This window comes from Thalassobacillus sp. B23F22_16 (genome assembly GCF_043496955.1).
In the GTDB taxonomy this organism is placed as follows: Bacteria; Bacillota; Bacilli; order Bacillales; family Halobacillaceae; genus Thalassobacillus; species Thalassobacillus devorans_A.
In genome coordinates this window covers 28,457-52,614 of the sequence record NZ_JBIEKD010000012.1, presented here as the reverse complement: position 1 = coordinate 52,614, position 24,158 = coordinate 28,457, and the positions used below count along the sequence as shown (strand labels likewise).

28 protein-coding genes are annotated in these 24,158 nt (G+C 42.9%); 14 read left to right on the top strand and 14 right to left on the bottom strand.

Translation table 11 applies throughout. The features are described from left to right. Nucleotides 1–69 precede the first annotated feature (69 nt). Nucleotides 70–696 carry a flavodoxin family protein gene (locus tag ACGTNI_RS11040; protein WP_085504956.1) on the bottom strand — a complete coding sequence of 209 codons (627 nt, stop codon included), beginning with the start codon at nucleotides 694–696 and terminating at the stop codon, nucleotides 70–72. 313 nt (nucleotides 697–1,009) lie between these two features. Between ACGTNI_RS11040 and ACGTNI_RS11035 the strand changes: the two genes are divergently transcribed. The 3 genes from ACGTNI_RS11035 (at nucleotide 1,010) to ACGTNI_RS11025 (ending at nucleotide 2,899) form a co-directional block, all read left to right on the top strand. Further along, nucleotides 1,010–1,150 carry a hypothetical protein gene (locus ACGTNI_RS11035; protein WP_157620104.1) on the top strand — a complete coding sequence of 47 codons (141 nt, stop codon included), beginning with the start codon at nucleotides 1,010–1,012 and terminating at the stop codon, nucleotides 1,148–1,150. A gap of 320 nt (nucleotides 1,151–1,470) precedes the next feature. After that, a complete protein-coding gene (locus ACGTNI_RS11030; protein WP_394462360.1) occupies nucleotides 1,471–1,611 on the top strand; it encodes a hypothetical protein in 141 nt (46 codons plus the stop codon). A gap of 358 nt (nucleotides 1,612–1,969) precedes the next feature. Next, a complete protein-coding gene (locus ACGTNI_RS11025; protein WP_394462358.1) occupies nucleotides 1,970–2,899 on the top strand; it encodes a ComEC/Rec2 family competence protein in 930 nt (309 codons plus the stop codon). Between the two features lie 26 nt (nucleotides 2,900–2,925). On the opposite strand, the gene ACGTNI_RS11020 is transcribed toward ACGTNI_RS11025, so the two are convergent. Continuing rightward, nucleotides 2,926–3,099: a hypothetical protein gene (locus ACGTNI_RS11020; RefSeq protein ID WP_394462356.1), complete on the bottom strand. Its 174-nt coding sequence runs from the start codon at nucleotides 3,097–3,099 to the stop codon at nucleotides 2,926–2,928. A gap of 34 nt (nucleotides 3,100–3,133) precedes the next feature. After that, nucleotides 3,134–4,267, bottom strand: coding sequence for a zinc-dependent alcohol dehydrogenase (locus ACGTNI_RS11015; protein WP_394462354.1), 1,134 nt, complete (start codon nucleotides 4,265–4,267; stop codon nucleotides 3,134–3,136). A gap of 128 nt (nucleotides 4,268–4,395) precedes the next feature. Here ACGTNI_RS11015 and ACGTNI_RS11010 point away from each other — a divergent pair, with 128 nt between their 5' ends. Then, nucleotides 4,396–5,721, top strand: a complete 1,326-nt coding sequence (locus ACGTNI_RS11010) for an amino acid permease (RefSeq protein ID WP_394462352.1) — start codon at nucleotides 4,396–4,398, stop codon at nucleotides 5,719–5,721. A 76-nt stretch (nucleotides 5,722–5,797) separates the two neighbouring features. Here the strand turns inward: ACGTNI_RS11010 and ACGTNI_RS11005 are convergent, their stop codons facing one another. The 3 genes from ACGTNI_RS11005 to ACGTNI_RS10995 all read right to left on the bottom strand — a co-directional run bounded on the left by ACGTNI_RS11005 (nucleotide 5,798) and on the right by ACGTNI_RS10995 (nucleotide 7,024). After that, nucleotides 5,798–6,427, bottom strand: a complete 630-nt coding sequence (locus ACGTNI_RS11005) for a LysE family transporter (RefSeq protein ID WP_394462457.1) — start codon at nucleotides 6,425–6,427, stop codon at nucleotides 5,798–5,800. A gap of 111 nt (nucleotides 6,428–6,538) precedes the next feature. Continuing rightward, the gene (locus tag ACGTNI_RS11000; RefSeq protein ID WP_085504960.1) at nucleotides 6,539–6,787 is read right to left on the bottom strand and encodes a hypothetical protein; all 249 of its coding nucleotides are present in this window, start codon (nucleotides 6,785–6,787) and stop codon (nucleotides 6,539–6,541) included. Between the two features lie 129 nt (nucleotides 6,788–6,916). Continuing rightward, complete coding sequence (locus tag ACGTNI_RS10995; RefSeq protein ID WP_085504961.1) at nucleotides 6,917–7,024, bottom strand: YjcZ family sporulation protein; 108 nt, start codon at nucleotides 7,022–7,024, stop codon at nucleotides 6,917–6,919. Between the two features lie 248 nt (nucleotides 7,025–7,272). On the opposite strand from ACGTNI_RS10995, the gene ACGTNI_RS10990 reads away from it, so the two are divergent. Beyond that, nucleotides 7,273–8,289: an STAS domain-containing protein gene (locus ACGTNI_RS10990; protein WP_394462350.1), complete on the top strand. Its 1,017-nt coding sequence runs from the start codon at nucleotides 7,273–7,275 to the stop codon at nucleotides 8,287–8,289. 88 nt (nucleotides 8,290–8,377) lie between these two features. Further along, nucleotides 8,378–8,479 carry a small protein YxzF gene (yxzF, locus tag ACGTNI_RS19920; RefSeq protein WP_507232739.1) on the top strand — a complete coding sequence of 34 codons (102 nt, stop codon included), beginning with the start codon at nucleotides 8,378–8,380 and terminating at the stop codon, nucleotides 8,477–8,479. Between the two features lie 63 nt (nucleotides 8,480–8,542). Here yxzF and ACGTNI_RS10985 read toward each other — a convergent pair whose 3' ends face one another. Together ACGTNI_RS10985 and ACGTNI_RS10980 are read right to left on the bottom strand one after the other, a co-directional pair. Then, a complete protein-coding gene (locus ACGTNI_RS10985) occupies nucleotides 8,543–8,962 on the bottom strand; it encodes a VOC family protein (RefSeq protein ID WP_085504963.1) in 420 nt (139 codons plus the stop codon). A 142-nt stretch (nucleotides 8,963–9,104) separates the two neighbouring features. Continuing rightward, nucleotides 9,105–9,830, bottom strand: coding sequence for a YqcI/YcgG family protein (locus ACGTNI_RS10980; RefSeq protein WP_394462348.1), 726 nt, complete (start codon nucleotides 9,828–9,830; stop codon nucleotides 9,105–9,107). Nucleotides 9,831–10,033: 203 nt separating this feature from the next. On the opposite strand from ACGTNI_RS10980, the gene ACGTNI_RS10975 reads away from it, so the two are divergent. From ACGTNI_RS10975 to ACGTNI_RS10960, 4 genes are all read left to right on the top strand, one after another. Continuing rightward, entirely contained in the window at nucleotides 10,034–11,194 is a 1,161-nt protein-coding gene (locus ACGTNI_RS10975; protein ID WP_394462346.1) for an acyl-CoA dehydrogenase family protein, read from the top strand. Nucleotides 11,195–11,335: 141 nt separating this feature from the next. After that, nucleotides 11,336–12,421 (top strand): endospore germination permease, encoded by a 1,086-nt coding sequence (locus tag ACGTNI_RS10970; protein ID WP_394462344.1) that lies wholly within the window; start codon nucleotides 11,336–11,338, stop codon nucleotides 12,419–12,421. After that, nucleotides 12,418–13,881: a spore germination protein gene (locus tag ACGTNI_RS10965; protein WP_394462342.1), complete on the top strand. Its 1,464-nt coding sequence runs from the start codon at nucleotides 12,418–12,420 to the stop codon at nucleotides 13,879–13,881. Before ACGTNI_RS10970 ends, ACGTNI_RS10965 begins: the two co-directional genes overlap by 4 nt. Nucleotide 13,882: 1 nt before the next feature. Further along, the gene (locus ACGTNI_RS10960) at nucleotides 13,883–15,034 is read left to right on the top strand and encodes a Ger(x)C family spore germination protein (protein WP_394462340.1); all 1,152 of its coding nucleotides are present in this window, start codon (nucleotides 13,883–13,885) and stop codon (nucleotides 15,032–15,034) included. Nucleotides 15,035–15,074: 40 nt separating this feature from the next. On the opposite strand, the gene ACGTNI_RS10955 is transcribed toward ACGTNI_RS10960, so the two are convergent. The 3 genes from ACGTNI_RS10955 to ACGTNI_RS10945 form a co-directional block, all read right to left on the bottom strand. Beyond that, nucleotides 15,075–15,599 (bottom strand): type 1 glutamine amidotransferase domain-containing protein, encoded by a 525-nt coding sequence (locus ACGTNI_RS10955; RefSeq protein ID WP_394462338.1) that lies wholly within the window; start codon nucleotides 15,597–15,599, stop codon nucleotides 15,075–15,077. A gap of 122 nt (nucleotides 15,600–15,721) precedes the next feature. Beyond that, nucleotides 15,722–16,213, bottom strand: coding sequence for a hypothetical protein (locus ACGTNI_RS10950; RefSeq protein WP_394462336.1), 492 nt, complete (start codon nucleotides 16,211–16,213; stop codon nucleotides 15,722–15,724). A 98-nt stretch (nucleotides 16,214–16,311) separates the two neighbouring features. After that, nucleotides 16,312–17,307: a YeiH family protein gene (locus ACGTNI_RS10945; protein WP_394462334.1), complete on the bottom strand. Its 996-nt coding sequence runs from the start codon at nucleotides 17,305–17,307 to the stop codon at nucleotides 16,312–16,314. Between the two features lie 119 nt (nucleotides 17,308–17,426). Between ACGTNI_RS10945 and ACGTNI_RS10940 the strand changes: the two genes are divergently transcribed. Both ACGTNI_RS10940 and ACGTNI_RS10935 read left to right on the top strand, forming a co-directional pair. After that, on the top strand, nucleotides 17,427–18,314 hold the full coding sequence (locus ACGTNI_RS10940; RefSeq protein WP_394462332.1) for a LysR substrate-binding domain-containing protein: 888 nt from the start codon (nucleotides 17,427–17,429) through the stop codon (nucleotides 18,312–18,314). A gap of 187 nt (nucleotides 18,315–18,501) precedes the next feature. After that, nucleotides 18,502–19,413 (top strand): DUF1002 domain-containing protein, encoded by a 912-nt coding sequence (locus ACGTNI_RS10935; RefSeq protein ID WP_394462330.1) that lies wholly within the window; start codon nucleotides 18,502–18,504, stop codon nucleotides 19,411–19,413. A gap of 716 nt (nucleotides 19,414–20,129) precedes the next feature. On the opposite strand, the gene ACGTNI_RS10930 is transcribed toward ACGTNI_RS10935, so the two are convergent. After that, complete coding sequence (locus ACGTNI_RS10930; RefSeq protein ID WP_394462328.1) at nucleotides 20,130–20,660, bottom strand: DUF420 domain-containing protein; 531 nt, start codon at nucleotides 20,658–20,660, stop codon at nucleotides 20,130–20,132. 161 nt (nucleotides 20,661–20,821) lie between these two features. Between ACGTNI_RS10930 and ACGTNI_RS10925 the strand changes: the two genes are divergently transcribed. Further along, the gene (locus tag ACGTNI_RS10925; protein WP_394462326.1) at nucleotides 20,822–21,622 is read left to right on the top strand and encodes an SDR family NAD(P)-dependent oxidoreductase; all 801 of its coding nucleotides are present in this window, start codon (nucleotides 20,822–20,824) and stop codon (nucleotides 21,620–21,622) included. Between the two features lie 173 nt (nucleotides 21,623–21,795). Here ACGTNI_RS10925 and ACGTNI_RS10920 read toward each other — a convergent pair whose 3' ends face one another. Together ACGTNI_RS10920 and ACGTNI_RS10915 are read right to left on the bottom strand one after the other, a co-directional pair. Further along, a complete protein-coding gene (locus ACGTNI_RS10920; protein ID WP_394462325.1) occupies nucleotides 21,796–22,524 on the bottom strand; it encodes an amidohydrolase family protein in 729 nt (242 codons plus the stop codon). 68 nt (nucleotides 22,525–22,592) lie between these two features. Further along, entirely contained in the window at nucleotides 22,593–23,180 is a 588-nt protein-coding gene (locus ACGTNI_RS10915; protein ID WP_394462323.1) for a YitT family protein, read from the bottom strand. A gap of 136 nt (nucleotides 23,181–23,316) precedes the next feature. Here ACGTNI_RS10915 and ACGTNI_RS10910 point away from each other — a divergent pair, with 136 nt between their 5' ends. Then, complete coding sequence (locus tag ACGTNI_RS10910) at nucleotides 23,317–23,949, top strand: DUF421 domain-containing protein (protein WP_394462321.1); 633 nt, start codon at nucleotides 23,317–23,319, stop codon at nucleotides 23,947–23,949. Nucleotides 23,950–24,158: the final 209 nt, after the last annotated feature.

Here is a 24,158-nt window from a genome sequence, read left to right as displayed (position 1 = left end):
AGTGGATTAATTTTATAGGAAATGTAAAAACACTTGGCTATCAAACCAAGTGTTTTTTGCGTGTGAAGTTCACATCACGTTTCCTTCTGCGGGGATTGGATTCTGTTTCAATATCCTGGCTAAATGGATCAGGTTATAAGCTTCCATCGTAATATTACTGCGGGTAAAGTCATTTTCGATGCCGTTGGCTTCGATATAGGAGGGGCCTGGACCTGCTTCTCCAACCCAGTATGCATCGGCATTCGGTGGAATATTGAAACCAAAGTGAGCTAGAGAGAAGAGGATGGAACCGGCTGCTTTTTTGGCACCATCTTCGTTACCCGTCACCACTGTTCCGGCTACTTTATTATAGTAAATTGATTGCCCTTTTTCATTTGTGACGGAGGCCCCTCCATTAATTCGTTCAATTGCCAGTTTGGCAAGACTGCTTTTTTCTCCAGCCCACACCGGGGTAGCAAGAACAAGAATATCGGCTTCCTTGATTTTTTCAAAAATCTTCGGCCATTCATCGCCTTCCCCGAGGTCGTCACTGACTCCAAATTTGATGGCGTAGTCAGCGAGCCGTACGGTTTCGTGGGCGACTTCTTTTTTATCGAATATCTCTGTCAATTCATTGGAGAGTGCTTCCGTATTGGAAGGCTCTTCGTCACTAGTTTTAAAGGATGCATTCAAGATTAAAGCTTTCAGTTCAGTCATTGTATCCACTCCTTTATGTACTTGTCTTTTCCCGAATTATAATAGATAAATCCTTTGTTTTTTTCTCTGTCGTAATCTGTCATCAATCTGGTAATAAATACCTATAAGTTTGGGATTGCGTTATATTCCTCTGCCGTGGTAAATTTGCATTAAATAAAGATAAAGCACTTGGAATTGATTGAACCCTCAATCTTCTGAAAATTAAGAAAGTGCTTCAGTCTTTATGAGCCTGGTTAGGTAATTGCCCAGTGACTTGAAACGAAGTCCAAAAAGGGAATCTCCTAATACATTTTTAAAAGGAGGGTGAGCTGCTGTGACGATCCTGTTTACCAAAGGCCGGGAACTGTTTGAAGAAGATGCAAAGAACCAGGCGTTCAAGGAAAAACCAGAAAAAAACAGTCCAGCGAAAACTCGTAGTGGTAAGTTTTTGTCTTTTGCGAAAAAGCGTAAGTAAGCCGTAAATTGAAGGCTTGGTCTTTGGAAAAGTGAATAAAGGCAGGATCAACGAAACATGGGATAAGACGCAGCAGGTCATCAATTACAGTCAGAAAAAGTCTGATGATGGTGGCAAGACTGATAGAGAATACGCATGAACGTAGATCAATCCTATGTTTGCGGTTGACATTGCATTATAAAGACCTTTGCAGGAAGCCTTTCTGTAAAGGTCTTTTTCGTACCTCACACCTTAACCAAAAAAAGGAATATAATTTTAAGTTTTAACAGGTGCACACGGGGAATTGAATAGTACACTCAATAATAAAGGAGGGTTGAAAAGTGACGATCCTGTTTACCAAAGGCCGTGAGCTGCTAGAGCAAGATATGAAAAATCAAGCTTTCAAAGAGCAGCCTGTAGAACAAAAACAACAAGCTCAGAAAAAGAACGGAAAAGTAACCATGTTTTCTAAAAAGAAGTAAGTCTTTGGCGCTGAAAATTTAATAAAACAGGATCAACTATTTCATGGGGATGACTTAGAGGCAGTCATCAGCCAAGCATCATAGCTTGCTGTGATGCAATCAAATCGGAATTGAGGATGATAAACATTTCACTACGTTATGGAGTATATGCCCATTTAATTCCTATGTTTTTAGTTGTATCAAACAGTTGAGCAGAATCCTTCTCACTTAAAGTGGAAAAGAGGGATTCTGTTTTTTAATGTCCAAAAATTATGGTGGATAGTCCTTCTACATATGGTAAGCAATAAAATCAGTGTAATTCGGGCCAAACTACAGAAACTAACCAGACACACATCCATTTAGGAAGGGAGGTCAGGTAGTGCGATGCCATTTCTATAAAAACCGTGCTGCTTGTTTGCTTATCCTGTTGTTGTGCCTGGGTATATCGACAGCTGGGCCATTAGCAAGAGGGGCCGCTGCATACGGGTATGATTTTCTTGAGGCGGCAGTAGAGGAGCAGCATCTGGAAGTGCACTTTATTGATGTAGAGCAAGGAGATAGCATCTACATTAAATTTCCGAACGGAAAAACGATGCTGGTGGATGCAGGCGATCGAAACGCCGGAAAGAAGGTCGTTCAGTATCTCGAAAATCAAGGAGTCACTGTCATCGACCAGGTCGTTTCCACGCATCCTGATATTGATCATATCGGTGGTTTTTTAGAAGTGTTTACAAAAATGCACGTAACTCGTCTTTTAGACAGCGGGAAAACGCATACGACGGATACGTATGCGGAATATTTGAAGCTGATCGCTTTACGCCAGATTCCTTTTAAAGTAGCGGAAGAGGGGCAAAAACTACAATTGGATCCGGAGGTTGAGGTAAAAGTTCTCCATGTCGATCGGGAAGCCGAGAAAAACAATCCGGCATCTATCGTATTAAAGGTAAGTTATGGAGAGATCGATGTTCTTTTGACCAGCGACACAGATGTGAAAAATGAGAAAAAGCTGATTGAACGCTACGACCTTCGTTCAGAAATATTAAAGGTCGCCCACCATGGTTCTGCTACAAGCAACTCGCAGGCGTTTGTGGATGCGGTCAATCCGGAAGCTGCCGTTTTCTCGTACGATCAAGCCAATGATTACGGACACCCGGTAAATAAGGTTGTTGCCAGATTATATCACTTAGGTACTGCCTTGTATTCTACAGCGGAGTCAGGAGATATAGTCGTTTCCATCGATACAGACGGTTATGAAATAGAAGCAGATCCCTATGATCCTGGTTTTAAACCGGGACCTAAACAGGAATAAAGCCCGGATGAGGATCCGGGCTTTAATTATTCTAGTATTCGATTCATTTCATCGACATCCATATGCTCGTCAGGTTCGGGGCTTTTACCAAGTGTCATGACGCCGCTTCCCCCACAGACACTGCAAGTATACTTCCATTCCTCATCATCCATTAATAATCCTTCTCCATCACATGCTTTACATATTCTGCTTCGATCCATTAGAATGACCTCCTTGTTTGCTGTTTGAGTGCCCTTAAGGCCGGAGAACTACTTTGATACAATCATCTTTTTTACCATTAAAAATTTTATATCCATGGGAAGCATCATCCAGCGGAAGGCGATGGGTGATAATATCCGTCGGATCGATTTCACCTGCCACGATCTGGTCGTAAAGTCTTCCCATAAAGGATCTCGCATGGGCCTGGCCCGTTTTAAGAGTAATATTACGTGAGAAAAAAGCACCCAGTGGAAACATGTTGTAAAGTCCACCGTAGACCCCTGTTATTTGGACAGTGCCGCATTTCTTTACTGCTTTCGTGGCGATTTGAATAGGTCCGAGTGTGCCACCCTGCAGCTTTAACTTTTGTGCAGTAAATTCCAGAGGCGACTTTTTCCCATCCATCCCGACACAATCGATCACCACATCGGCTCCGCCTTTCGTAACTTCCTTCAAAACCTCTCCAATGTCTTTATGGGCGGTAAAATTAAAGGTTTCTGTTTTATTGACAAGTTTGGAATGGTTTAAGCGGTAAGGCAGGTAATCTACCGCTATTACCCGTTCCGCTCCTTTTTGCCAGGCGAATTTCTGAGCCATCAGTCCGACTGGCCCACAGCCTAGTACAATAACGGTATCTCCCTGCTTTACTCCGGCATTTTCTACACTCCAGTAGGCGGTAGGGAGAACATCTGATAAAAATAACAGAGAATCATCATCCAGTTCACAATCATCTGGCACGAGAAAAGGAGTGTAATTCCCGAACGGTACCCGTAAATATTCTGCCTGTCCGCCTGGGTAGTTGCCAAACTTCTCGGAATACCCCAAGTACCCACCTGAATCGTAATGAGGATTGGTGTTATCACATTGGCTTTCCTGGTGGTTGTTGCAATAAGGGCATGAACCACATGCAACTGTAAACGGAATGATGACACGGTCCCCTTTTTTCACTTTCGTCACTTCTTTGCCAACCTCTTCTACAATTCCCATCGGCTCGTGCCCGATGATATACCCGATTGGCAGCGGGAAGTTCCCCTGGTATAGATGTAAATCTGACCCGCATATGGCCGTAGAGGTAATTTTAATTATCACATCCTGGGGATCCTGAATCGTAGGAAAGTCTACTTTTTTCACATTAACGGAATGTTTGCCTTGATAGGTGACTGCTTTCATAATTCCTCCTTGAATTGCTTTTCTACATGTTAAGATAGCCTATTTTACTGTTTGTTATGTATGGGAGACAGTTGGAATGTTTTTGACCAGAGGGGTTAAAACTAAGGCGGATGAAAGGAGCTCTTGACATGGATAAAAATCAAGGGGATTCACATAAAAAGATACCATGGTGGCAGCTGACTCTGATTGGAGTAGGGTGCACGATTGGGACGGGATTTTTTCTTGGTTCCGCTTTAGCAATCAAGCAAGGAGGTCCTGCAGCTATTTTTACTTTTCTACTGGCTGCTGCAGGGACATATATTGTATATGATGCCCTGGCAAGGATGACGGCAGAGCATCCAGAAAAGGGTTCTTTTCGTACCTATGCCAAGAAAGCTTATGGCAGGTGGGCGGGCTTCAGTACTGGCTGGGTATACTGGACCTCTGAACTACTGATTATGGGGAGTCAGCTGACGGCGCTGGCTATCTTTTCTAAGTATTGGTTTCCAGGTATGCCGTTATGGCTATTATCAGCTATCTTCGGCGTTCTTGGCATTGGGGTTATCATTACCGGGGTTTCCGGGTTTGAACGGTTTGAGAATATTTTTGCAGTCGTCAAGACAGCGGCAATTGTCATGTTCATTATCATAGCGGTGTTAGCGGTGACTGGGACACTGGATGGAGGAAGGCCAGAGCGTACTTTTGAATGGAGTGGAGAAGGTTTGTTTCCAGCGGGTGTGACGGGTTTATGGGCAGCGTTGATTTATGCCTTTTATGCTTTCGGCGGAATCGAAGTCATGGGTATTATGGCAAACGAATTGAAAGAGCCCAAGGAAGCTCCGAAATCGGGAAAGGTGATGCTTGTACTGCTTGCCGTTATTTATGTGGCGTCTTTGGGGTTAGCGGTTTTCCTCGTTTCCTGGGACAAATTCAATCCCGATGAGAGCCCGTTCATTACCGCTTTAGCTAAGTATGATTTGGCTTTTGTTCCGCATGTGTTCAATGGTGCCTTAATTATAGGGGGATTTTCAACGATGGTTGCATCGTTATACGCCATTACCACTATTCTTTCCACACTTGCCGAGGATAAAGATGCCCCTGCTTTTTTTGCCAAAACCGGAAAACGAGGCGTTCCATACCATGCCTTGGTCTTAACTATTACTGGCCTCATCGCTTCCATTGTGGTCGCTTTGCTGCTGCCTGAAAAAGTATATGAATATTTGACAACAGCTGCCGGTTTGATGCTGCTTTATACTTGGATATTCATTTTGTTTTCTTATAATAAATTAATGGAATTGCCTGGTATAGCAAAAATTAAGCGATGGATGGGGTTTTTATTGATTGCGGCAGCCGTCAGCGGGACATTATTAGATGGATCAAGCCGGATCGGTTTTTTCATCAGTCTGTTATTTTTAGTCGTAATCGCGCTCGTTGCCTTTTTGATGAGAAAAAAATGGGAGGAAGAACCTTCCTGAGCTATTTTGGTACCGATACTACTTTAGCCACCTATTCGCAATAGCCTTTGAAGATAAAAAAGGCGAGGTGTTTCTCTTAAATGTGAAATAACATTTTAACGGCCTTCATAGCAAAATAAAAAGCAAATCCAACCAAGCTTAACCCTGAGAGGACAGAAATGCGTTTTAGTGTGCGGGGGGTGAGTGCTCGTCTGAATCCACTCGAAATGATTGCCATGGTAACATCCCATATCATCAATCCTAATAAAATGGCACCACCATATAAAACCAAGTGAATCTGGTCGTATCGGTTAATGGTGTTTGCTAATATGGATCCGTAAATTCCAAGCCAGAATAGAATCGATAAAGGATTCGTAATAGCGATCAAAAAACCGGTGGAGAATGTTTTAGCTAAGGAATCTTTCTGACGGTTATTATCCATTTCAATCGTTTGGGAGCTGGCGATGCTTTCAAATCCTGTATACAGGAGGACAAAGGCACCGAATGACCATAAGAATGTTTTCATGAAGGGAATTTCTAAAAAATGGACCACACCAAAAAAGACAGCGGTGATAAAGCAAATTTCAGCAACAATTGCTCCCAACCCGATCAGCCAGGAATGCACAAAACCATTTTTGATTCCTTGATTAATTTGAGCAGCATTGAGCGGGCCAAGCGGTGCTGCTAGTGATAAACCAAGAAAAATATAACTGAAAAAAACACCCAACATTTTCACTCCTCTTCCGTAGGTCATAGCTTGTACCATGTGTATGCATGTGCATCGAGGAGTAGGACAAAAATAAAAAGCACATCGTCCTTGTACGATGTGCTGATAGAGTTATCGGTTATTCGCCTGATTGGTTTCTTCGATTAAACGCAATAAATCAGAAGCCCGCTGCATTTCATGATTGCCAATCCCTCTGAATGCGGAAGGGTTCTGCGTTGCTTCATGCAGCATTTCCTCTGCCTGTTTCACCTGCTGCTGTGCTTCTGTAAAGCCGCTTTGATCTTCCTGAGCTCTTTCTACTGCTCGCTTTGCCTGGTTAAGCTGATTCATGACAGAATGAAAATCTCGTTGATCGTTCATGTCTTATCCTCCTTTTTGATATTAATTTGTCTGATCGTTATTGTTTTATCCCCGGTATATGTATCCTATAAAAGCCAAAAGCCCACACGGATTTACCGCATGGACTTTCCTTTCAACAGGGGGAGGGGATTAATAACCCCAGCCTCTGCCTCCTCCTACGTAGGATGCTCCAATAATGATCAATAGAATGAATAGTACGACTAATAACGCGAAACCGCCGCCGTAGCCTTTACTCATAAAAGCACCTCCTTTCTATTTGTATATGTTGAAATACGATGAATGTACTGGGTATATGCCTGTTTTTGGTGATTTTTTGTCAAAAGTAACTAGTTTGGTCAAACGTTTGAATAACTGCAGGGATCAATCGAAAGTTAAGAAATTTGTGGAATCTAGCCAATAGGGAATCATTTGAGTGAAAAATAAGGTATGATAGAGGCAGTATAAAAGAAGCAGACACCATCTAGAAAAACGAAGGGGGATGCAGTTTGGAAAAAAAGCCTAATATCAACGTCGGCGGTCTGGGTTTTTCCTGGGAGCTGGAAGAAGGACGCTTTCTATTTGAAAACGAGGATGCCGTTCTTTTTTGGATTTCCTCCGCGATGAAGTCTTTTTTTGATACGATTGAAGAAGTATCAGGGGAAGAAGCTGCAAATTTAGTTATGGAAAGTACAGGCTTCCGTCAGGGCTCTGTAGTTGGAGAGTACTTTCAGAAGAAAGAGATTGGAATTGACCAGGTGGCGGAAATACTGCCAAATACATATGCATCAGCTGGCTGGGGAAAAGCTCGTATAGAAAATGTTAATAAAGAAAAGCTTACATTGGAAGTCAAACTGGCCAATGATTGGGAGCATAAAATCAATAAAGCACAAGGGAAAGAAAAGCGAGGTTCTTTTCTTCCCGCTCATTATGCGGGGATATTCAGTGGACTTTTTGGAAGGACCATGTGGTATGAAGTACAGTATTCTCAATTAGAAGGGCACGATTGTACACTTATCGAGTACTTCCCGGCAGAAGTGGACATCGAGCATAATATCCATGATTTAGCCCGCCGGAAAGAAGCGGAGCAAATTGTGTACCTGGAAGGACTGGTCGAAGATAAGACACGGGATTTGAAAGAGCTGGTCAAAACCTTATCTTCTCCTATCATTCCAGTATTGGAAGGTATCGTAGTTGTTCCTTTGCTGGGCCGTTATGACGAGGAGCGGGCGGACGAGCTGATTACGAAGACACTCACAAACCTGCCGGAGCATAAAGCATCCTATTTGGTCCTGGACTTGACCGGACTGGATAACGACCTTACCAAATACACGGCAAGTTTGATTGAGAAGATGGGTACCGCAGCGAGTTTAATTGGTACGAAAGTAATTATTGTCGGCATCTCTGCAGAATTAGGGAGGATCATCTCTCAAACAGAAATTGATTTATCCAAATTCGAATGTTTTCAGAACTTACAGCACGGCATCCATTATGCTCTTGCCCAGAATGGACGGCGAATCGTTTAAGTGAGCTAAAATCACCTTTTGTTTGATTTCCGCTTTGGCCGGGTAAGCAAAGAACAAGCACGAAATCAATCAAAATGAGGTGAAAATAATGGGTAGACTTATCAGAAGATTTATCAAATATGCACCAATCATCTATCCAATGATTCGAAAGTTCATGAACAAACGTAGAAGCAAAAGAACGACGATGTAATAAAACAATCGCTCCTCGGATGAGGGGCGATTTTTATATTTGACTCTTTTAAATGCTGGTGATTTATTGTTTCAGCTTTTCAAGGTTAGTTTTATGAAACTTAGAACCTTCCACTTCGTTGACCACACTGAAAGGGTTACCGTCAGGGTCTAAGAATTCAAAAGCCGTCATCCCGCCAAAGTCTTCAATTTTGCTGACAACGACCCCTTTTTGATATAGCATTTGGTGAGCCTGGTGGATATCATCTGCAAGAAAGTTATAGTAGCTGTTCTTTTTTCCTTTTACTACTTCGAATTCCGTGGGCTGGGGGGTTTCCACTTCAACGAGTCCCATCTGGGCATCTCCTTTTTCAAAAATGAATCCGGCCCCGCGACCTCCAAAATCCCAGCTATCCACGAATATGGCTCCTAAGTTTTCTTGATACCATCTCATTGATTCCTTAAGGTTCGATACAGGAATGAAGATACTACTGATTTTAAACAAATGAACATCTCCTTTGGAAGGATTGGATTATAAATTAATTTCGCTGAAAAGACAGGATTTCCTGCTTTTTAAAGTGAGTTATAAAGTTGAATTTTCTTTAAGAACAAAATAAGACGCCTGAAAGCCAGGCGTCTGTGTGGTTTTATTTGTTTTGGTGGAATGGACATTTACCGGTGATAGGTTTTACATCATCCCCGATGAAGTATTGTTTCCATTCGTGGTGGGTGGGGTCGCCATAGTGGCTGATATCCGGATGTTTCGGTAATTGATCCCAATTTTCTACTCGTTCCCGCACTTTTTCACGGGACATGATTCCTCCTTTGCTGGTTCCTTCCAGGCCTTCGAAGATTTTTCGTGGCTGGAAGCCGAGTACGAGAGAGTTTCCTAAATTCCGTGTTTTTCTTTGTTTGTAGGCAGGTGAATTTCCAAATACGAAGAATGGTTCTCCTGCAAATGAGAAGGCCCATAAGTGATGATCCGGGTCAGTAGGATAATCGACCGGCCAAGGTTCTTTGTCGTTGTCATTTAAATAATTCAATATGTCCCAGAAATATTCACGATAATATTCAATCGACTTTCCTTCTTGCTCCGGTTCTACAAATAAGAAGAAACCATGTCGGATAAATGGAGGTTCTTCGAATAATTTCAGGAAATCCTCTACTGTATTGGGGAGATGGGACCAATCATCATGGTTCAGAAATGAGTAGCGAAGCTCTCCTTTTTTTTCTGCTCCCATTCCGAAGTAGCAAGGGAATGTCTTGTCAGTAACAATTTTATGGAATGTTTCATATTCTTTTGGAAGCCAATCCGGTACTATCGTACGATCATTCATCTCTTCTTTCTTTAACAGGTAGCTGTTGTTGTTCATACTAGTGACTCCTTTCCAGTACATTGACTAACATTTTCCCTATCTGACTAAAACGAAAACAATTAATGCCCTGGTACTTTTTGGACCAGATGAATTATGAGAATGATGGAATGGTAAAGAAAGAATGAGTTCAGTAAATCATTCGCATAATTCCGACTGTTCTAGTAAGCTTTTAATTAATATAGAATTGTTGGGGTGAGAGAATGAACAAAATATATCAACCTCTGATTAAAAATGATCGTCAGCAGCGATTATACACAAAGGCAGATACTTTAGCTGAAATAGTAAAGAAACGTAGCACAGTGTCTGATCAGGAGGCATCGTTTTCTAAACAAAACTTAGCTGACCTGAAGAAGGAAAACTATTTTTCTTTGTCGCTTCCAGATCGACTTGGTGGAGAAAACCTGTCGCTATACGAATTTGTACTCATGCAGGAGAGGCTGGCAGCAGGTGATGGATCGGTCGCTTTGTCGGTGGGATGGCATATCGGCATCCTGATGGAACTAAGAGATGAACAGTTGTGGGATTCAAAGATGTTTGAAGAGGTAGCGGCTGAAATCGCTGCAGAGCAGAAAGTGTTAAACCGGGCTGCCTCAGAGCCGGCAACAGGAAGCCCGACACGAGGCGGGATGCCGGAGACACGTGCAGTACGTAATGGGGACCGTTATATCATTAATGGGAGAAAGACGTTTACGACAATGGCGGATTCCTTAGACTATTATATTGTATCGGCCTATATGGAAGAACTGGACGAGGTCGGCTGGTTTTTGATTGATCGGGGAAGGAAAGGGGTAACCGTGGACCACACTTGGGATACGCTTGGTATGAGAGGTACCGGAAGTGACGACCTTGTACTTGATAACGTCTCAGTGAAGGAAAATCGACTCGTTGAACGTGCCAGCCAAAAGTCCACTGTTCCGAAAGGCTGGTTATTGCACATTCCTGCCTGTTATTTAGGGATTGCAATTGCTGCCCGCAATGATGCAATCAAGTTTGCCAAAGAATTTCAACCGAACAGTCTTGATCACCCGATTGCTGAGGTTCCCCATATCAAGCAAAAAATCGGAGAGATAGAATGGAAACTGATGCACGCACGCTATTTTATGTACGCCATCGCCGAGAAGTGGGACCAGGAACCGGAAAATAGGAAACAGCTCCAGGCAGAACTGGCGGCAGTGAAAGTGACAGCAACTAACACAGCAAACGAAGTTGTTGACCTTGCTATGAGAATTGCCGGCGGCCGGGGGCTTTCCAAACACTATTCATTTGAAAAGTATTACCGGGATGTCCGTGCCGGACTGCATAACCCTCCGATGGATGATGCTGTTTTCAACATGCTTGCTGATCAAGCTTTCCGTCAATAATATAAATAAGCTCTCTGTTAGGCCAGGCTGCACAGCAGTCTGGCTTTTATGATGGGTGAATACCTGCTCTTCAACAGAGGAGTCAGTGCATAAATAAGATTCTTACACAAAGACTATGAAAAAAGAAAAGGGATTTCTACTATGATGAAGGACGAACCGATTTCTTATTTGCAATTATTATTTTTAATTATGATGTCATCCGGATTCTATAATCATGTGATCATTGGGCCACCCATTTTAGATGCAGCTAAACGCGACGCCTGGATTTCGTCATTAATGACAACTTTTTCTTTTACAGTGATCCTCATTATCATCTATATCATTCATCGGATCACAAAAGATCAATCTGTACTCCAATACATACAGAATAGTTTGGGGAAAGTGGGGAAGATCCTGTTTGCTATTCCAATCTTGGTCTATGTAATTCTCAGTGGCTACATCACCTACTTTGATACGGTCACTTGGACAAACATATCCTATCTGCCTAAAACTCCAAAAATCTATCTAGGCATTCTTACAATTTTGGTTATTCTTGTGATTTTGAGGGGTGGCATGCAGACGTTGGCGATCACCGCCGGTGTATTGCTTCCATTAGTAGTGGTTCTTGGTTTCTTTGTAACGATTGCCAATATGGGCAACAAAGAATATAACTTGCTGTTTCCTGTGTTGGCAGAAGGCTGGGAGCCTGTATGGCGAGGGTTCCTGCTAGGCAGTGGCGGTGCACTGGATCTGGGGTTCATTTTATTGATCCAGCATCAAGTTAAGAAAAAAATGTCCTTTTGGAAATATATTATCATTGGTGCTGTACTTGTCAATTTATTGGTAACCCCCGTAATGGGTTCCATAGCGATGTTCGGACCAGAGCACGCGTCCGAGCTAAGATATCCAGCTTATGAACAATGGCGAATGGTCACCGTGGGAACTTATATCAGTCATGTGGATTATTTTACGATATATCAATGGCTGTCCGGAGCGATTATTCGTATTGCCTTGGTTGCTCATTTGATTCCTTATCTATTTCCCATTAAAACGGAAAAAGCAAAGTGGAGGATTCAAATGTGTTTTTTATCGGGTTTATTATTATCCCTATACTTGCCGCTGTCCGATATGCAGTTTTTAAACCTTCTCAAAGACTTTGTATTGCCGTGGATAGTATATGCCATGGGAACCTACTTGTTTGTTCTCTTAGTTGTTATTGCCACTATTCATAGGAGGAAGGCCACATGAAAAAAAAACAGAATAAGAAAAAAACAACGAGAGATACCGTCACTTTCGATGAACCTTCCCTTAGGGAATTATTTGTGGGTTGTGAAGATGTGATTATCCAGGAAGAAAACACAGGTGCAGGCAAGATTCTGCTGGTATCCTGCAAGGGTTTATTTGATCAGAAGGCCTTATTTGACTTTGTGCTGGATCCCTTGCAAAAAAATAATGATAAAAGGAAGGTTTTAAAAGATATTCTCCCTGCCACAGTGAAAGAGCTCGGTCCTTCTGTTACAAAGGAGCATATCGTCGAAGCTGTTTTTATTGGAAAGGTTGTTTTATTGGATAGGGAAAGCTCGACGCTTTGGGAAGTACAAGCGATTGATCATCCGAAAAGAAATGTGGAGGAGCCAAACACAGAAGTATCCATCCGTGGTTCTAAAGAAGGGTTTGTAGAAGAAATTACCACCAATACGGCTTTGGTACGTAAGCGAATGCGGAGTTCTTCATTGAAAGTGACCAACTATACCATAGGAGAGCGGACAAAAACTACTGTGCAACTCTTGTATATGGAAGATATAACAAATAAAAAAGTAATAGAAGAAGTTAAATCAAGACTGGAAAAGATAAATATTGACGGGGTAGAAAGCAGCTTGCAAGTGGAAGAGTTAATCGCCGATACGAAAAGATCGTTATTTCCTCTTTTTGTGTATACCGGAAGGCCTGACTATGTAGTTGAAGGGTTGTTGCATGGGCGTTTTGCTATCCTGATGGATGGTACACCGACAGCATTAATAGCTCCGGTCAACTTGTTCTTTATCTTAAAAACGGCTGAAGATCAGAATGTTTCTTCCTTATTTGTGTTTTTTGAACGAATGATGAGGGTTGTAGGCTTATATATTGCATTGTTTCTTCCTGCATTTTGGATTGCCTTGATTTCATTCCATCCTGATCAGCTTCCATTCACATTGCTTGCTACCGTCACTTTATCACGGGACGGGGTACCATTTTCAGCGGCGGTAGAGTGTTTTATGATGTTATTTTTATTTGAAATGTTCCGGGAAGCCGGTATTCGACTGCCGACAGCTATTGGACAAATTTTGTCCGTTGTGGGAGGTTTGATTATTGGACAGGCGGCTATTGCTGCGGGATTCACAGCTCCAGGGGTACTGGTTGTAAATGCTATTGCTTTAGTCGCGACATTCACGTTGATCAACCAATCGTTATCTGGACTGGTTGGGATAATGCGTCTCATCATTCTCTTTATCACTTCCCTGTTTGGTATGTTTGGTTTCTTTTTGTGCATGTTTGCATTAGTCGGATATTTAGCAGGATTACGGTCATTTGGTATTCCTTATTTAACTCCTATGTCGCCACCAAGGCCAAAAGAGGCAATCAAAACTTTTTGGCATTCTGCCGCTGAGGTGAAGCATCGCCCGAAAATGTTGAAGACCATTGATTCCTCAAGAAAAGGTAGGGAATGACATGTTTAGAAAAGCATTATTCCTCCTGTTTTCTCTACTATTATTGTCCGGATGCTGGGATAGCAAGGCAGTCGATCAAATCGTTTTTGTATCTGGGTTAGGTATTGATTACCAGGATGGTGAGTTCCTGGTTTATGCCAGAATCCTTCCGTTTCAAAATGTCGGAAAGCAAGAGGGCAGTGGAGCACAAGGTGCTCAGGATTTCCCCCTTTGGGGTGCTGTGGGGACCGGCTCCAGCTTCGATAGTGCCACAGATGATTTATACTATACAACACAGGAACCGATTTCCTGGGCGCATATAGGAGAAGTAGTATTTACAACACGGGCACTGGAAAAGAAAGCGATTATTGATGAAGTAGTCGATGTTTTGAACCGCTATTCGGAAACTCGAAGTGCCCCCTGGTTGTATGTAACAGATGAAGAGCTTCCTACTCTCGCCCAAGCACGGCCTATCTTAGGAACATCTCCATGGTATTCCAGGGTAAATGATCCTTTCCCTGTATTTGGTCAATTTTCTACCGTTAAACCAAAAGCTATTCGTGACTATTTGATAAACCGGTACGAACCTGGAAAAGTTTTTATCATTCCCATGATTCAGTTGAATACCAGTAAATGGACAAAGGATAACCAGCCACACCCTATTCATGAATTTGGCGGAGCTGCTTTTATCGATCATGGTGAATACAGAGGCAGTATGAATGCAGAAGAAGCAAAAGGTCTGCGGTGGATGGAGCCGGAATCAGAACGCATCCCGCTTTATTTATATAAAGATGAAAAAGATTATGCCTCGATAGTATTTACTGATCCTAAGGTGGAAGTGAAACCACGAGTTGAGAGGGGAGAAGTGAAGGCTTCAATCACAGTTGAGGTAGCAGGAGAAATCATTGAGAACCCTTTTGATGAAAAGGACGATACATTGAAGGAAATGGCTGAGAAGAAAATCGAAGAACAGATCAGATCGACATACCAAAAAGGAGTAGAATTTCAGGTAGACGTCTATCAAATCGGTTATCATTTATATCAGGAGGAACCGCAAGCCTTCAAGAAACTAATTGGTATGGAGGAAAGCGCTTGGTTAAAAGAAAACACGTTGAGTGACGTGCAGGTAAAAGTGGACATTGTTAGTTCGGGGAGGATAAGGACTAAAAAATAATAGGAGGAAGCTGGATATACAGCTCCCTCCTGTAGCCTTTCTATCCTTTGGCAAGGTGGTCTGCAAATGCTTTCGCATATGGAGGCAAGTCTGGTGGACGACGAGCGGATATGATATGACCATCCTCCACCACTGCTTCATCCGACCAATTGGCTCCGGCATTCATCATGTCGTCTTTGATGCCAGGGGTACTTGTTACGTTTCGGCCATCCAGAATGCCTGCAGAAATCAATACCCAGCCGGCGTGGCAAATTTGTCCGATTGTTTTTTTCTGCTCGTCCATATGGCGGACAAATTGCAGGACTTCCTCATATCTCCGCAGCTTGTCCGGCGACCAGCCGCCAGGTACAAGGATGCCGTCATAGTCCTCTGGTGAAATGTCGCTAAACGCATAGTCTGATTCAACGGGTACTCCATATTTTCCGGTATACTGTTTGTTTGCCTCTTTTCCGACAATGTGGACAGTCGCTCCTTCTTCTCTCAGGCGAAGGACCGGGTACCACAGTTCCAGATCCTCAAACTCATCACTGACGAGTGCGATCACTTTTTTATTCTCTAAGCGCATGTAGGTGCCTCCTCTTCTTTTGAAACCTATTGTCAGTGTAACAGACCGCCAGCTTATTTTTCGAAAGATAACAATGGAAAAAGCTGTTCTCCTCCTGGTAGTGGGAAAACAGCTTTTGTGCATTAGGTAGTTTCCAGTTTGTTTTTGAATTCTTCTAGTTTATGCTGTGTTTCCTGGGTCAGTTCTTTTATTTTATCGGTATCTGGCTCGTCAGACTGGGCTTCGTCAATTAAAGGATAAAGACTTTCCTCGATGTTCTTATAGTCTTCTTCATAATTTTCTTCCACTTGTTTCTCGATTCTATCCCAATCTTCTTCTAATGTTTTTCCTGTTTCATTGATTTTAGCTGTATCGTCAGGTGACTCTTCTACTGTGGTGTTTAATTCCTCTACTGTACCAATTACTAGATCCACGCCATCCTTTAAGTCTATAGCATCGCTGGTATCCCCTGAAGATTCTTTAGCTTCTTCTTCAGCTTGGTCTGATTCCTCTTGAGAAGAACCGGGATCATTCGTATCTTCTGGTTCAATCGTATCATCATTTCCTGATGTCCCACATCCTGCCAAAATGATACCGGCTGCTACCATAAAACTTAATAAGTAAAATTGTTTCATCTGGGAACCCTCCTTTGTTTGTTAGCAAGTATTCCCAACAAGGAGGAGTTACAAACAGTGTATTTCTGCTTAATATAAATAGGCCGGATGTCTTGCCATTATAATATCAACAGGGTTATTCCGGATAGAAGCAGCGATGTTATGGTCATAGCCAGCATTGGCTTAAGTGCTTTCGAACGGAGGGCAGCCAGGCTGACATTAAGGCCTAATCCAACCATTGCCATGGTCAGAATGAACGTGGTAGCTGTAGAGGTAAAGGTGAGTACGGCTTCGTTTATTGGTATATATACCCCAAGGACATAACTGCCTAACAGACTGGTAGCGATGAATCCGAGCAAGAACCATGGGAAAGCTACTTTTTCCGAAGAATCCTGGTTTCCTTTTTTTCGCATGATATAAATGAACAGGAAGCTGAGCGGTACTAGCAGGAGGACACGCCCTAATTTTCCAATGAGAGCCATCGCAAGGCCATCTTCTCCCGCAGGTGCAGCCGCAAGCGCTACATGGGCAACTTCATGCAGGCTGATTCCTGCCCATAACCCATAAGTGGCCGCATCAATGGGGAGAACTGGCCGGATCAGGGTGTAACCAATCGCGAAAATCGTTCCAACCAAAGAAATGATTCCAGCGCTGATAGCTGTGTCTTCCGCTTTAGCTTTCAGTATCGGTGAAACGGCAGCAATGGCGGAGGCACCACACACACCGGTTCCGACACCGAGCAGCAAGGAAAGTGAGTAATCGGCACGGAACAATTTGGCCAATAGCAATGTCACTCCGATGGAGAAAATGATAACCGCCACATCTCTGATCAAGAGAGGCAGGCCATCCTGGAAGATGACATTCATATTCAATTTTAATCCAAACAGAATGATAGCCAGCCTTAGCAGTTTTTTAGCAGAAAACTGGATGCCGTGACGTATCTTTTCCGGGTAGCCAAAAAACTGCCGGTAAAATACGGCGACAATAATGGCGGTTGCCAGTGGGCCGATCATAGACAGTCCAGGTATCATCGCAAGCAAGAAACCAATCCCAGCAATCAATGCTGTAAATAGAACCCCCATGCTCCAATAGAGATAATTACTTTTAGTAAACATGACCGCACGCTCCTGAATTATTGTTAAGTGTTTAAAATTACTATACTTTATGGTCAATTATTAGTAAAATATAATTTAATAATATCAATCATTAGTAATTTTAATAGTAGGTGAATGTGATGGATTTAGAAGCGTTAAAGACTTTTATTGCCGTTGTAGAGGGAAAAAGCTTCACAAAGGCCGCTAAGACAAGGATGATCTCCCAGCCAAGTGTCAGCCTGCATATCAAGAATCTCGAAGAGCTGTTCCAGACAAAATTAATTGATCGCTCCCCTAAGCACTTTCATGTGACGTCTACTGGAGAGCTTGTATACCAGCGGGCAAAGCAAATAGCGAGTATTGTAGAAAAAACGAAAGAAGAGGTGTTCGCCTACCATAACCAATTGACAGGCTCTCTCACCATTGGAGCCAGTTATACGGTTGGTGAATATATTCTTCCTGCCTTATTGAAAGAATTTGATCAAGTACATCCTAATATTGAGTTGAACGTATATATCGATAATACAGAGACAATCAATCGCTCGGTATTATTGCACGAATTTGATATTGGCCTTGTCGAGGGGCAAGTGAAGCACAAGGAATTACGCGCATTCCCTTTCTTAGAAGACGAAATGGTATTGATTGCTCCCCTTGATCATCCCATCCGCGAAAAAGATACCCTTCAATTCAGTGACTTACAAGGGCTTACCTGGGTTGGACGGGAAGAGGGGTCCGGGACTCGTGACATTATGGATGCCGTTATCCGTGCTTACAGCATCGATGTCAGGAAATTAATAACGATCGGCAGCAATCATGGCGTCGTGCAAGCAGTGCAGCATGGACTCGGACTATCGTTCATCTCACGTTCCATTATTGATAATAAATTCGGAGAAGATTTAATGATCCGCCTTCCGTTCATCCAAATGCCGAACCGTTATTTCTCCTGTGTCACACCGGGAGAAGAGCTATCTAAAAATGTCGAAGTATTTATGGAAGCATTAAAAGAAAAGTATTCCACCAGCATTTGAGTCATTTTCTTCATAAAGGTAGTGAATCTTTTTGCTCTTAAATACGTAAGAAATGGAAGCAGTTCAAATATAAAGAAAGGATCATAAGTCTCAAGGCTGATTCTATTATTTAGAAATATCAGTACAATATAGGATGGGTGTGGAATACCACCTAGGATTAATCTTGAAAAATAAGGAGAAGAAAATGATGATAAAACGAATAGCAATTTTATTGTTGGCATTGGTGGTTTGGACAGGTACTGGTCTGGCATCAGTTGCATTTGCTTCTACCAATGGAAATAATGATGAAGGAATCAACGAGAAACTTGGCGTTCCGATTGTAGTATATGGAGAAACCTTGACAGATGAACAGGAAGACGAAGTTAGAGAGCTATTACAAGTAGAAAACCGAGAGAATGTGGATGAGTTTTATGTAGACGGCCAGGACATAGCTAATTATATTAATGGCAATCCAAATTCCCGGATGTTTTCTTCTGTGAAGATTACCCCGCAGGAACAAGGAGAAGGACTTGAGGTCAATATTGTTACTCCTGACAATATTACTGAAGTAACAAAAGAGATGTATGCCAATGCCTTGTTGACGGCCGGCGTGGAGGATGCGATTGTTGATGTTGCTTCCCCGGTAAAAGTTAGCGGCCATTCGGCTCTCACTGGAATTTATAAAGCCTATGATTCTAAGGGTGTCAAGCTTGATGAAGACCGGATGGAGGTTGCAAGTGAAGAGTTGGATGTAGCGACAGAGCTGGCTGAAAAATCAGGTGTCGATAAAGAAAAGGTCAGTCAATTGTTAACCGAGATCAAACAGGAAATGGCAGATAGGAATCCTGCTACGAAAGAAGAAATCGAGCAGATTGTCAATGACAAGCTAAGCTCTTTGAATATCGAGTTAAGCGAAGAAGACCGTCAGCTGTTGATTAACTTGTTCGAGAAAATGCGGGCATTAAATATAAACTTTGATCAAGTCCAGAAACAGCTGGAGGATATCACTTCCAGTGTAAAAGATTTACTCGGAGATAAAGGTTTCTGGGATAAAGTATCCACATTCCTGCAAAGTATCATCCAGGCTTTAGCTAAATTCTTCAATAGTCTATTTGGATAAGGTTATAAGAAAAGCTTAGGGAAATCCCCCTAAGCTTTTCTTAATGCATTAAGTTTTCTAAATTAATAGCTCTGTAAAATTACACTGTGATTTTCGCATAAAGCTCCCTTTTGTTGAAGACTCAGTTTCAAGATATATTGTTTCCGTTACGGTAGTAACGGTGTGGAGGTCCGGGAAATCACTCGCTTTCCATGGGCATGTGGTGAGCTTCCTCAGGCTTCGCCTTGCGGGATCTCACCGCTCATTTTCATCCCATAGGACTTTGAATAAGCTTCTTGAATAGACTCCGCACGAAGGAAATGCGTAGCATTTTCGAGGAGTCTCGCAATTTCCCGGACCTCCTTGCGTTTTTATGTGTAACGGAAACAGGTCAGCACTGAAGACTATAAAATGAGTAAAAAGTGAGCTTTATGCCTCATCACACTTAAAGGGACCTTGGGGGTATGGAACACTGTTCCGGGTAATACATGGGTTCGTTAACCTTCTTGATAGCTGGGTGGCGGGGAAACGGTGAGACTCCCGTGGGAGAAGGATCCAGACGAGACCCCGCAGGGAGTGAAACGACCGAGGAGGCTCGGCGGCTCCCCCACAGGAAAGCGAACTGTTTCCCAGCCGCCCTTACTCCTGATTCGGCAACGGACCCAAATTATCTCGAAATCAAGTCTTCGACTTTTCGGCCCTTTTGTTGAGTAAACATAGTGTGCAACTGAATCAAATTAATAATAAGGGGAGATCATCAAATAGACGATGACTCCTGTGAGGCTGACGTACAACCAAAGGGGCATTGTCCATCTGGCGATTTTCCGGTGTTTGTCCACTTTCATGGCAAGCCCCCGGAACAAAGTAAGCAAGGCTAACGGTACAATTACGGCAGCCAGTACGATATGAGTGATCAGGATAAAGTAATAAATCATCTGCAGTACTCCTTCACCACCATAAGAAGTGGAAGAGGCCATGGAATGATAAGTCAAATAGGATACCAGGAATAAAGCGGTAGTAGTAAACGCGGCGAAAATGAACCGCTTATGCCAGGTAACATTTTTTCGTAAAATCATGAACAAGGCTGCTAACAAAAATACGAACGTAAACGAGTTCAGAATCGCATTAAGCAGTGGCAGCAATGTAATATCAAAGCTGGAGCCGCCGTCTATTTTCGGTACAAACAACAGAGCTACGACAATTAAGTTGATAGCGATTGACAAACCTATAACCCATGGCACGTAGTTGAATTCTTTATTAATATTCACTTTATATTCCCCATCTCTAAAATGTAATCCAACTCTTAGTATATCGAAGTGTATCTCAACAATCATCATTTAAAATCTTACTATTTTATGAATTTTCACGGTGTTAATAGTAGCGTTAGAAAGGGTAAGCATTATCATAGAATCGAAATGGAGGGGTATTCATGTTTGTTTTCAAAGAAGATGCATTAAAGGGAAGGCATATTTTAGTGACTGGAGCGACTGGCGGTATTGGTTATGAAGCAGCCAAGGCAGCGGTAAGGTCTGGCGCTGCTGTTACTATAACCGGTCGTAATGAAGAAAAACTGGAGGAGCTGAGCCAAGCCTGCCAGGAGATTTCAAGCGATGCGAAAGTGTTTGTCCAACAAGCTGACCTGACGAGTGAAGAAGATCGTGCGAAGTTAGTAGAAGCGGCTGTTGAGGAAAACGGAACAATTGATGGGCTCGTAAACTCTGCCGGAATCGGTGGGGGAGGGCCAGTGAAAGACCTTTCTGAGGAAGACTTAAGAAAGATCATGGAGCTTAATTACACGGCAACCGTACTATTGACACAACGCGTATTTGAAAATATGCGAGAAGCGGAAGCAGGAGCGGTCGTCAATTTATCTTCTTTATCAGGGCTGAGAGGTACCAAGGGTAATTCCGCTTATAGTGCTTCAAAGTTTGCGATAACAGGATTCACCCAGGCATTTGCTCATGAAGCAATCGAAGACAAGATTCGCGTCAATGCGGTTTGCCCAGGCTTTGTCGATACTTCCATGGGTCTCAATGCTATCAGGAAAAAAGGGGAGCGTGAAGGCCGGAGCTTTGAAGAGCAAATGAAAGTAGTAGAAGAAGGAATTCCCTCAGGAAGAATTACGAAAGCGGAAGAAGTCGCCAATATTATCGTCTTTTTACTAAGTGATGCGGCCGAAAATGTCGTCGGGGAATCAGTGAAAATTTCCGGTGGCAGTGTGATGAGATAACGGCTAAAGCGCAAGATTAAAGTTTATCGCGCCTGATTAGAGATGGTCGCGCATGTTCGACAAGTTTTCGCGCTCTTTTCTAATAATTCGCGCACAAAACAGGAATTTCGCGCCATAAAGGAATAGCCTGGCAGCTGCCAGGCTATTTTTATATAGCTTGATCAAACGTTTGTTCAGTCTTTCTTTCCATACCATTGAGCGGCATTGGAATATAATACTTTCTCGGCAATTTCATCTCCAATGGTTTCCTGGATTAGTTCGATATCCGTGTCTAGGAAGGGCCGTGGGGCGCGTGTGGATGGCAGGTCGGTGCCAAACATCAGCGCATCAGGGTTTACACGGACGATCGCGCTGATGGCTTCAGCCACATTCATATCTACTCTGCCAAACCCGGAAGCTTTAACTCTCACACCATGCTCCACTAGCTTCAGCAAGGTGTCAAATCCCGCTGTTGTAAGTCCTAAATGGTCAATGGAGACGGCAGGAAGTCGTTTGAGGGTATCTTCCATTTCCGGGAGTAATTTGGCTTCTATATAAAGTTCCACATGCCATCCTGCCAGGTCGTAAATTCTTTGGGCAAAAGACTCCAAATGAATTAATGTCTCACTCCCGCCTCGTTTAACATTAAACCGAACGGCTTTGACTCCGTTAGCATCTAAGGATTTTATTTCTTCATCCGTAACATTTTCAGGCAGCTGAGTTACGCCAACAAACCCTTTTCCAAGCCTGGAAAGGGCATCTTTTAAATAGCTATGGTCATAACCCTGAAAGGAACCTGAGACAATAGCGCCTCCTGCTATATTCCATTGTTTTGTCCGTTCCAGATAGTCTTCGCAAGTAAATGGGTCCGGGGTATATCCTTGGTTTTCTATTAAAGGAAAGCGAGGATCGATAATATGCATGTGTGAATCAAAAATTCGGATAAGAGCACCACCTTAGGCTAAGTTTAAGCCCTTTCATTTTAGCACAGTCAATTTTTCAGGGTCATACGCGTGGTAAAGAGCATCGTAGTCATGGCTACTACAAGAATGGTAATGGCAGAAAGCAGCAGCGTCTGCGAAGAGAAAAGCAATCCCCCTGATAAAATAACCCCAAGATCAATCGCAAAAATAGCAACCCCCACATTGATTTTTAGAAAATCAGCAAGCATCTGGGCCAGCAGGTCAGTGCCTCCCGTGCTTGTCTGATAACGAAGCATCAGGCCAATGCCGCCACCGACAAAAGCTCCGCCGATCATAGAGCTGATGGCAGGGTCCAAGGATAAATGAAAATGCCGAAGCCAATAAAACAAATCAATAAAAAAAGAAGATATCAGTAAACCATGGAGACTGTTATAAAAATATGTACGGTAGTTGAACCAGGCAATCAAGAAGATTGGAATGCTGAGGAACAGGATGGTCAAACCGGTTTCGAGTCCCCATAAATAATGAAAAATCAGTCCGATTCCAATAACACCGCCATCCAGCACATGATCCGGGACAAGAAAAAAGTTGATGCCGAATGCCAGGCAGGCACTACCAATAATTATTACGATCCCTTTCTTGATCAGTTCTTTCATGATGGTGCCTCCTTCATTGTGGACTGGTTTATTTTATTTATATGCGTCCGTCTGCTACTTACGATAAAAGAATGACAGGCAGTGGTTCTGCACAAGTTAACTAGTAATGAAATGATCAGATATGGGGGAATGATAGATGGACTTTAACTTAATATGGAAGGCAATTATTGTTGTTGTCGGTGGTACCCTGCTTTTGAGAGTAGCCGGACGAAAATCTATTTCACAGATGACACTTGCCCAAGTTGTCATCATGATTGGTATTGGTTCATTGCTCGTACAGCCGATAGTTGGAAAGAACATTTGGACGACGTTGGTTGTTGGTCTCACGCTGGTATTGACGTTATTAGTGATGGAGTATGTACAAGTGAAAGCGAACCCATTAGAAAAGTTCATCACGGGAAGCTCGAAAGTGGTGATCGAGAACGGGGAGCTGCAAGTCGACCGGCTGAAAAAGCTCCGCTTGACTGTTGATCAATTGGAAATGAAACTGCGTCAGAACAGTGTCACCAATATCAATGATGTCGCATATGCAACCATTGAGCCAAACGGTCAGCTGGGCTTTGAATTGAAACAGCAGAAGCAGCCAGCGACAAAAGAGGACATGAACAATCTTAGGCTTGAATTGATGGCACTGAAACAGCAGCTGTCCCAGCTGGGAACTCAGAGCCCCCACATCGCAAACACCTCGGCGCCTGCCATGCAAGAAGATATTTTTTCCGAGGTATCCCAGCAAGGGCATACCGATGAACCGCCACAACAGCTTCAATAAACATAAGAAAAGCGCAAGCGCCCTGAAAGACACGACACGCATAAGCAAAACGGCTGGAGGAAGGTGTCCTTTCCTTTCGCAAGACGGGTTGCTTATGTCGCGAGTGTCTGGGCGCTGAAGCTAGCCAACTAAAATTTATACTTCTTATCTCAAAATAAAATCTCCCCTGCCTGAATAGATATGAATAGGACTATCTCTCAGGAGGGGTT

Excerpts from the sequence above, each read along its gene's own strand:
- ACGTNI_RS11040 (WP_085504956.1), bottom strand. The coding sequence starts at position 696 with ATGACTGAACTGAAAGCTTTAATCTTGAATGCATCCTTTAAAACTAGT.
- ACGTNI_RS11020 (WP_394462356.1), bottom strand. The coding sequence starts at position 3,099 with ATGGATCGAAGCAGAATATGTAAAGCATGTGATGGAGAAGGATTATTA.
- ACGTNI_RS11015 (WP_394462354.1), bottom strand. The coding sequence starts at position 4,267 with ATGAAAGCAGTCACCTATCAAGGCAAACATTCCGTTAATGTGAAAAAA.
- ACGTNI_RS11010 (WP_394462352.1), top strand. The coding sequence starts at position 4,396 with ATGGATAAAAATCAAGGGGATTCACATAAAAAGATACCATGGTGGCAG.
- ACGTNI_RS11000 (WP_085504960.1), bottom strand. The coding sequence starts at position 6,787 with ATGAACGATCAACGAGATTTTCATTCTGTCATGAATCAGCTTAACCAG.
- ACGTNI_RS10995 (WP_085504961.1), bottom strand. The coding sequence starts at position 7,024 with ATGAGTAAAGGCTACGGCGGCGGTTTCGCGTTATTAGTCGTACTATTC.
- yxzF (WP_507232739.1), top strand. The coding sequence starts at position 8,378 with ATGGGTAGACTTATCAGAAGATTTATCAAATATGCACCAATCATCTAT.
- ACGTNI_RS10980 (WP_394462348.1), bottom strand. The coding sequence starts at position 9,830 with ATGAACAACAACAGCTACCTGTTAAAGAAAGAAGAGATGAATGATCGT.
- ACGTNI_RS10975 (WP_394462346.1), top strand. The coding sequence starts at position 10,034 with ATGAACAAAATATATCAACCTCTGATTAAAAATGATCGTCAGCAGCGA.
- ACGTNI_RS10970 (WP_394462344.1), top strand. The coding sequence starts at position 11,336 with ATGATGAAGGACGAACCGATTTCTTATTTGCAATTATTATTTTTAATT.
- ACGTNI_RS10965 (WP_394462342.1), top strand. The coding sequence starts at position 12,418 with ATGAAAAAAAAACAGAATAAGAAAAAAACAACGAGAGATACCGTCACT.
- ACGTNI_RS10960 (WP_394462340.1), top strand. The coding sequence starts at position 13,883 with ATGTTTAGAAAAGCATTATTCCTCCTGTTTTCTCTACTATTATTGTCC.
- ACGTNI_RS10955 (WP_394462338.1), bottom strand. The coding sequence starts at position 15,599 with ATGCGCTTAGAGAATAAAAAAGTGATCGCACTCGTCAGTGATGAGTTT.
- ACGTNI_RS10950 (WP_394462336.1), bottom strand. The coding sequence starts at position 16,213 with ATGAAACAATTTTACTTATTAAGTTTTATGGTAGCAGCCGGTATCATT.
- ACGTNI_RS10945 (WP_394462334.1), bottom strand. The coding sequence starts at position 17,307 with ATGTTTACTAAAAGTAATTATCTCTATTGGAGCATGGGGGTTCTATTT.
- ACGTNI_RS10940 (WP_394462332.1), top strand. The coding sequence starts at position 17,427 with ATGGATTTAGAAGCGTTAAAGACTTTTATTGCCGTTGTAGAGGGAAAA.
- ACGTNI_RS10935 (WP_394462330.1), top strand. The coding sequence starts at position 18,502 with ATGATAAAACGAATAGCAATTTTATTGTTGGCATTGGTGGTTTGGACA.
- ACGTNI_RS10925 (WP_394462326.1), top strand. The coding sequence starts at position 20,822 with ATGTTTGTTTTCAAAGAAGATGCATTAAAGGGAAGGCATATTTTAGTG.
- ACGTNI_RS10920 (WP_394462325.1), bottom strand. The coding sequence starts at position 22,524 with ATGCATATTATCGATCCTCGCTTTCCTTTAATAGAAAACCAAGGATAT.
- ACGTNI_RS10915 (WP_394462323.1), bottom strand. The coding sequence starts at position 23,180 with ATGAAAGAACTGATCAAGAAAGGGATCGTAATAATTATTGGTAGTGCC.
- ACGTNI_RS10910 (WP_394462321.1), top strand. The coding sequence starts at position 23,317 with ATGGACTTTAACTTAATATGGAAGGCAATTATTGTTGTTGTCGGTGGT.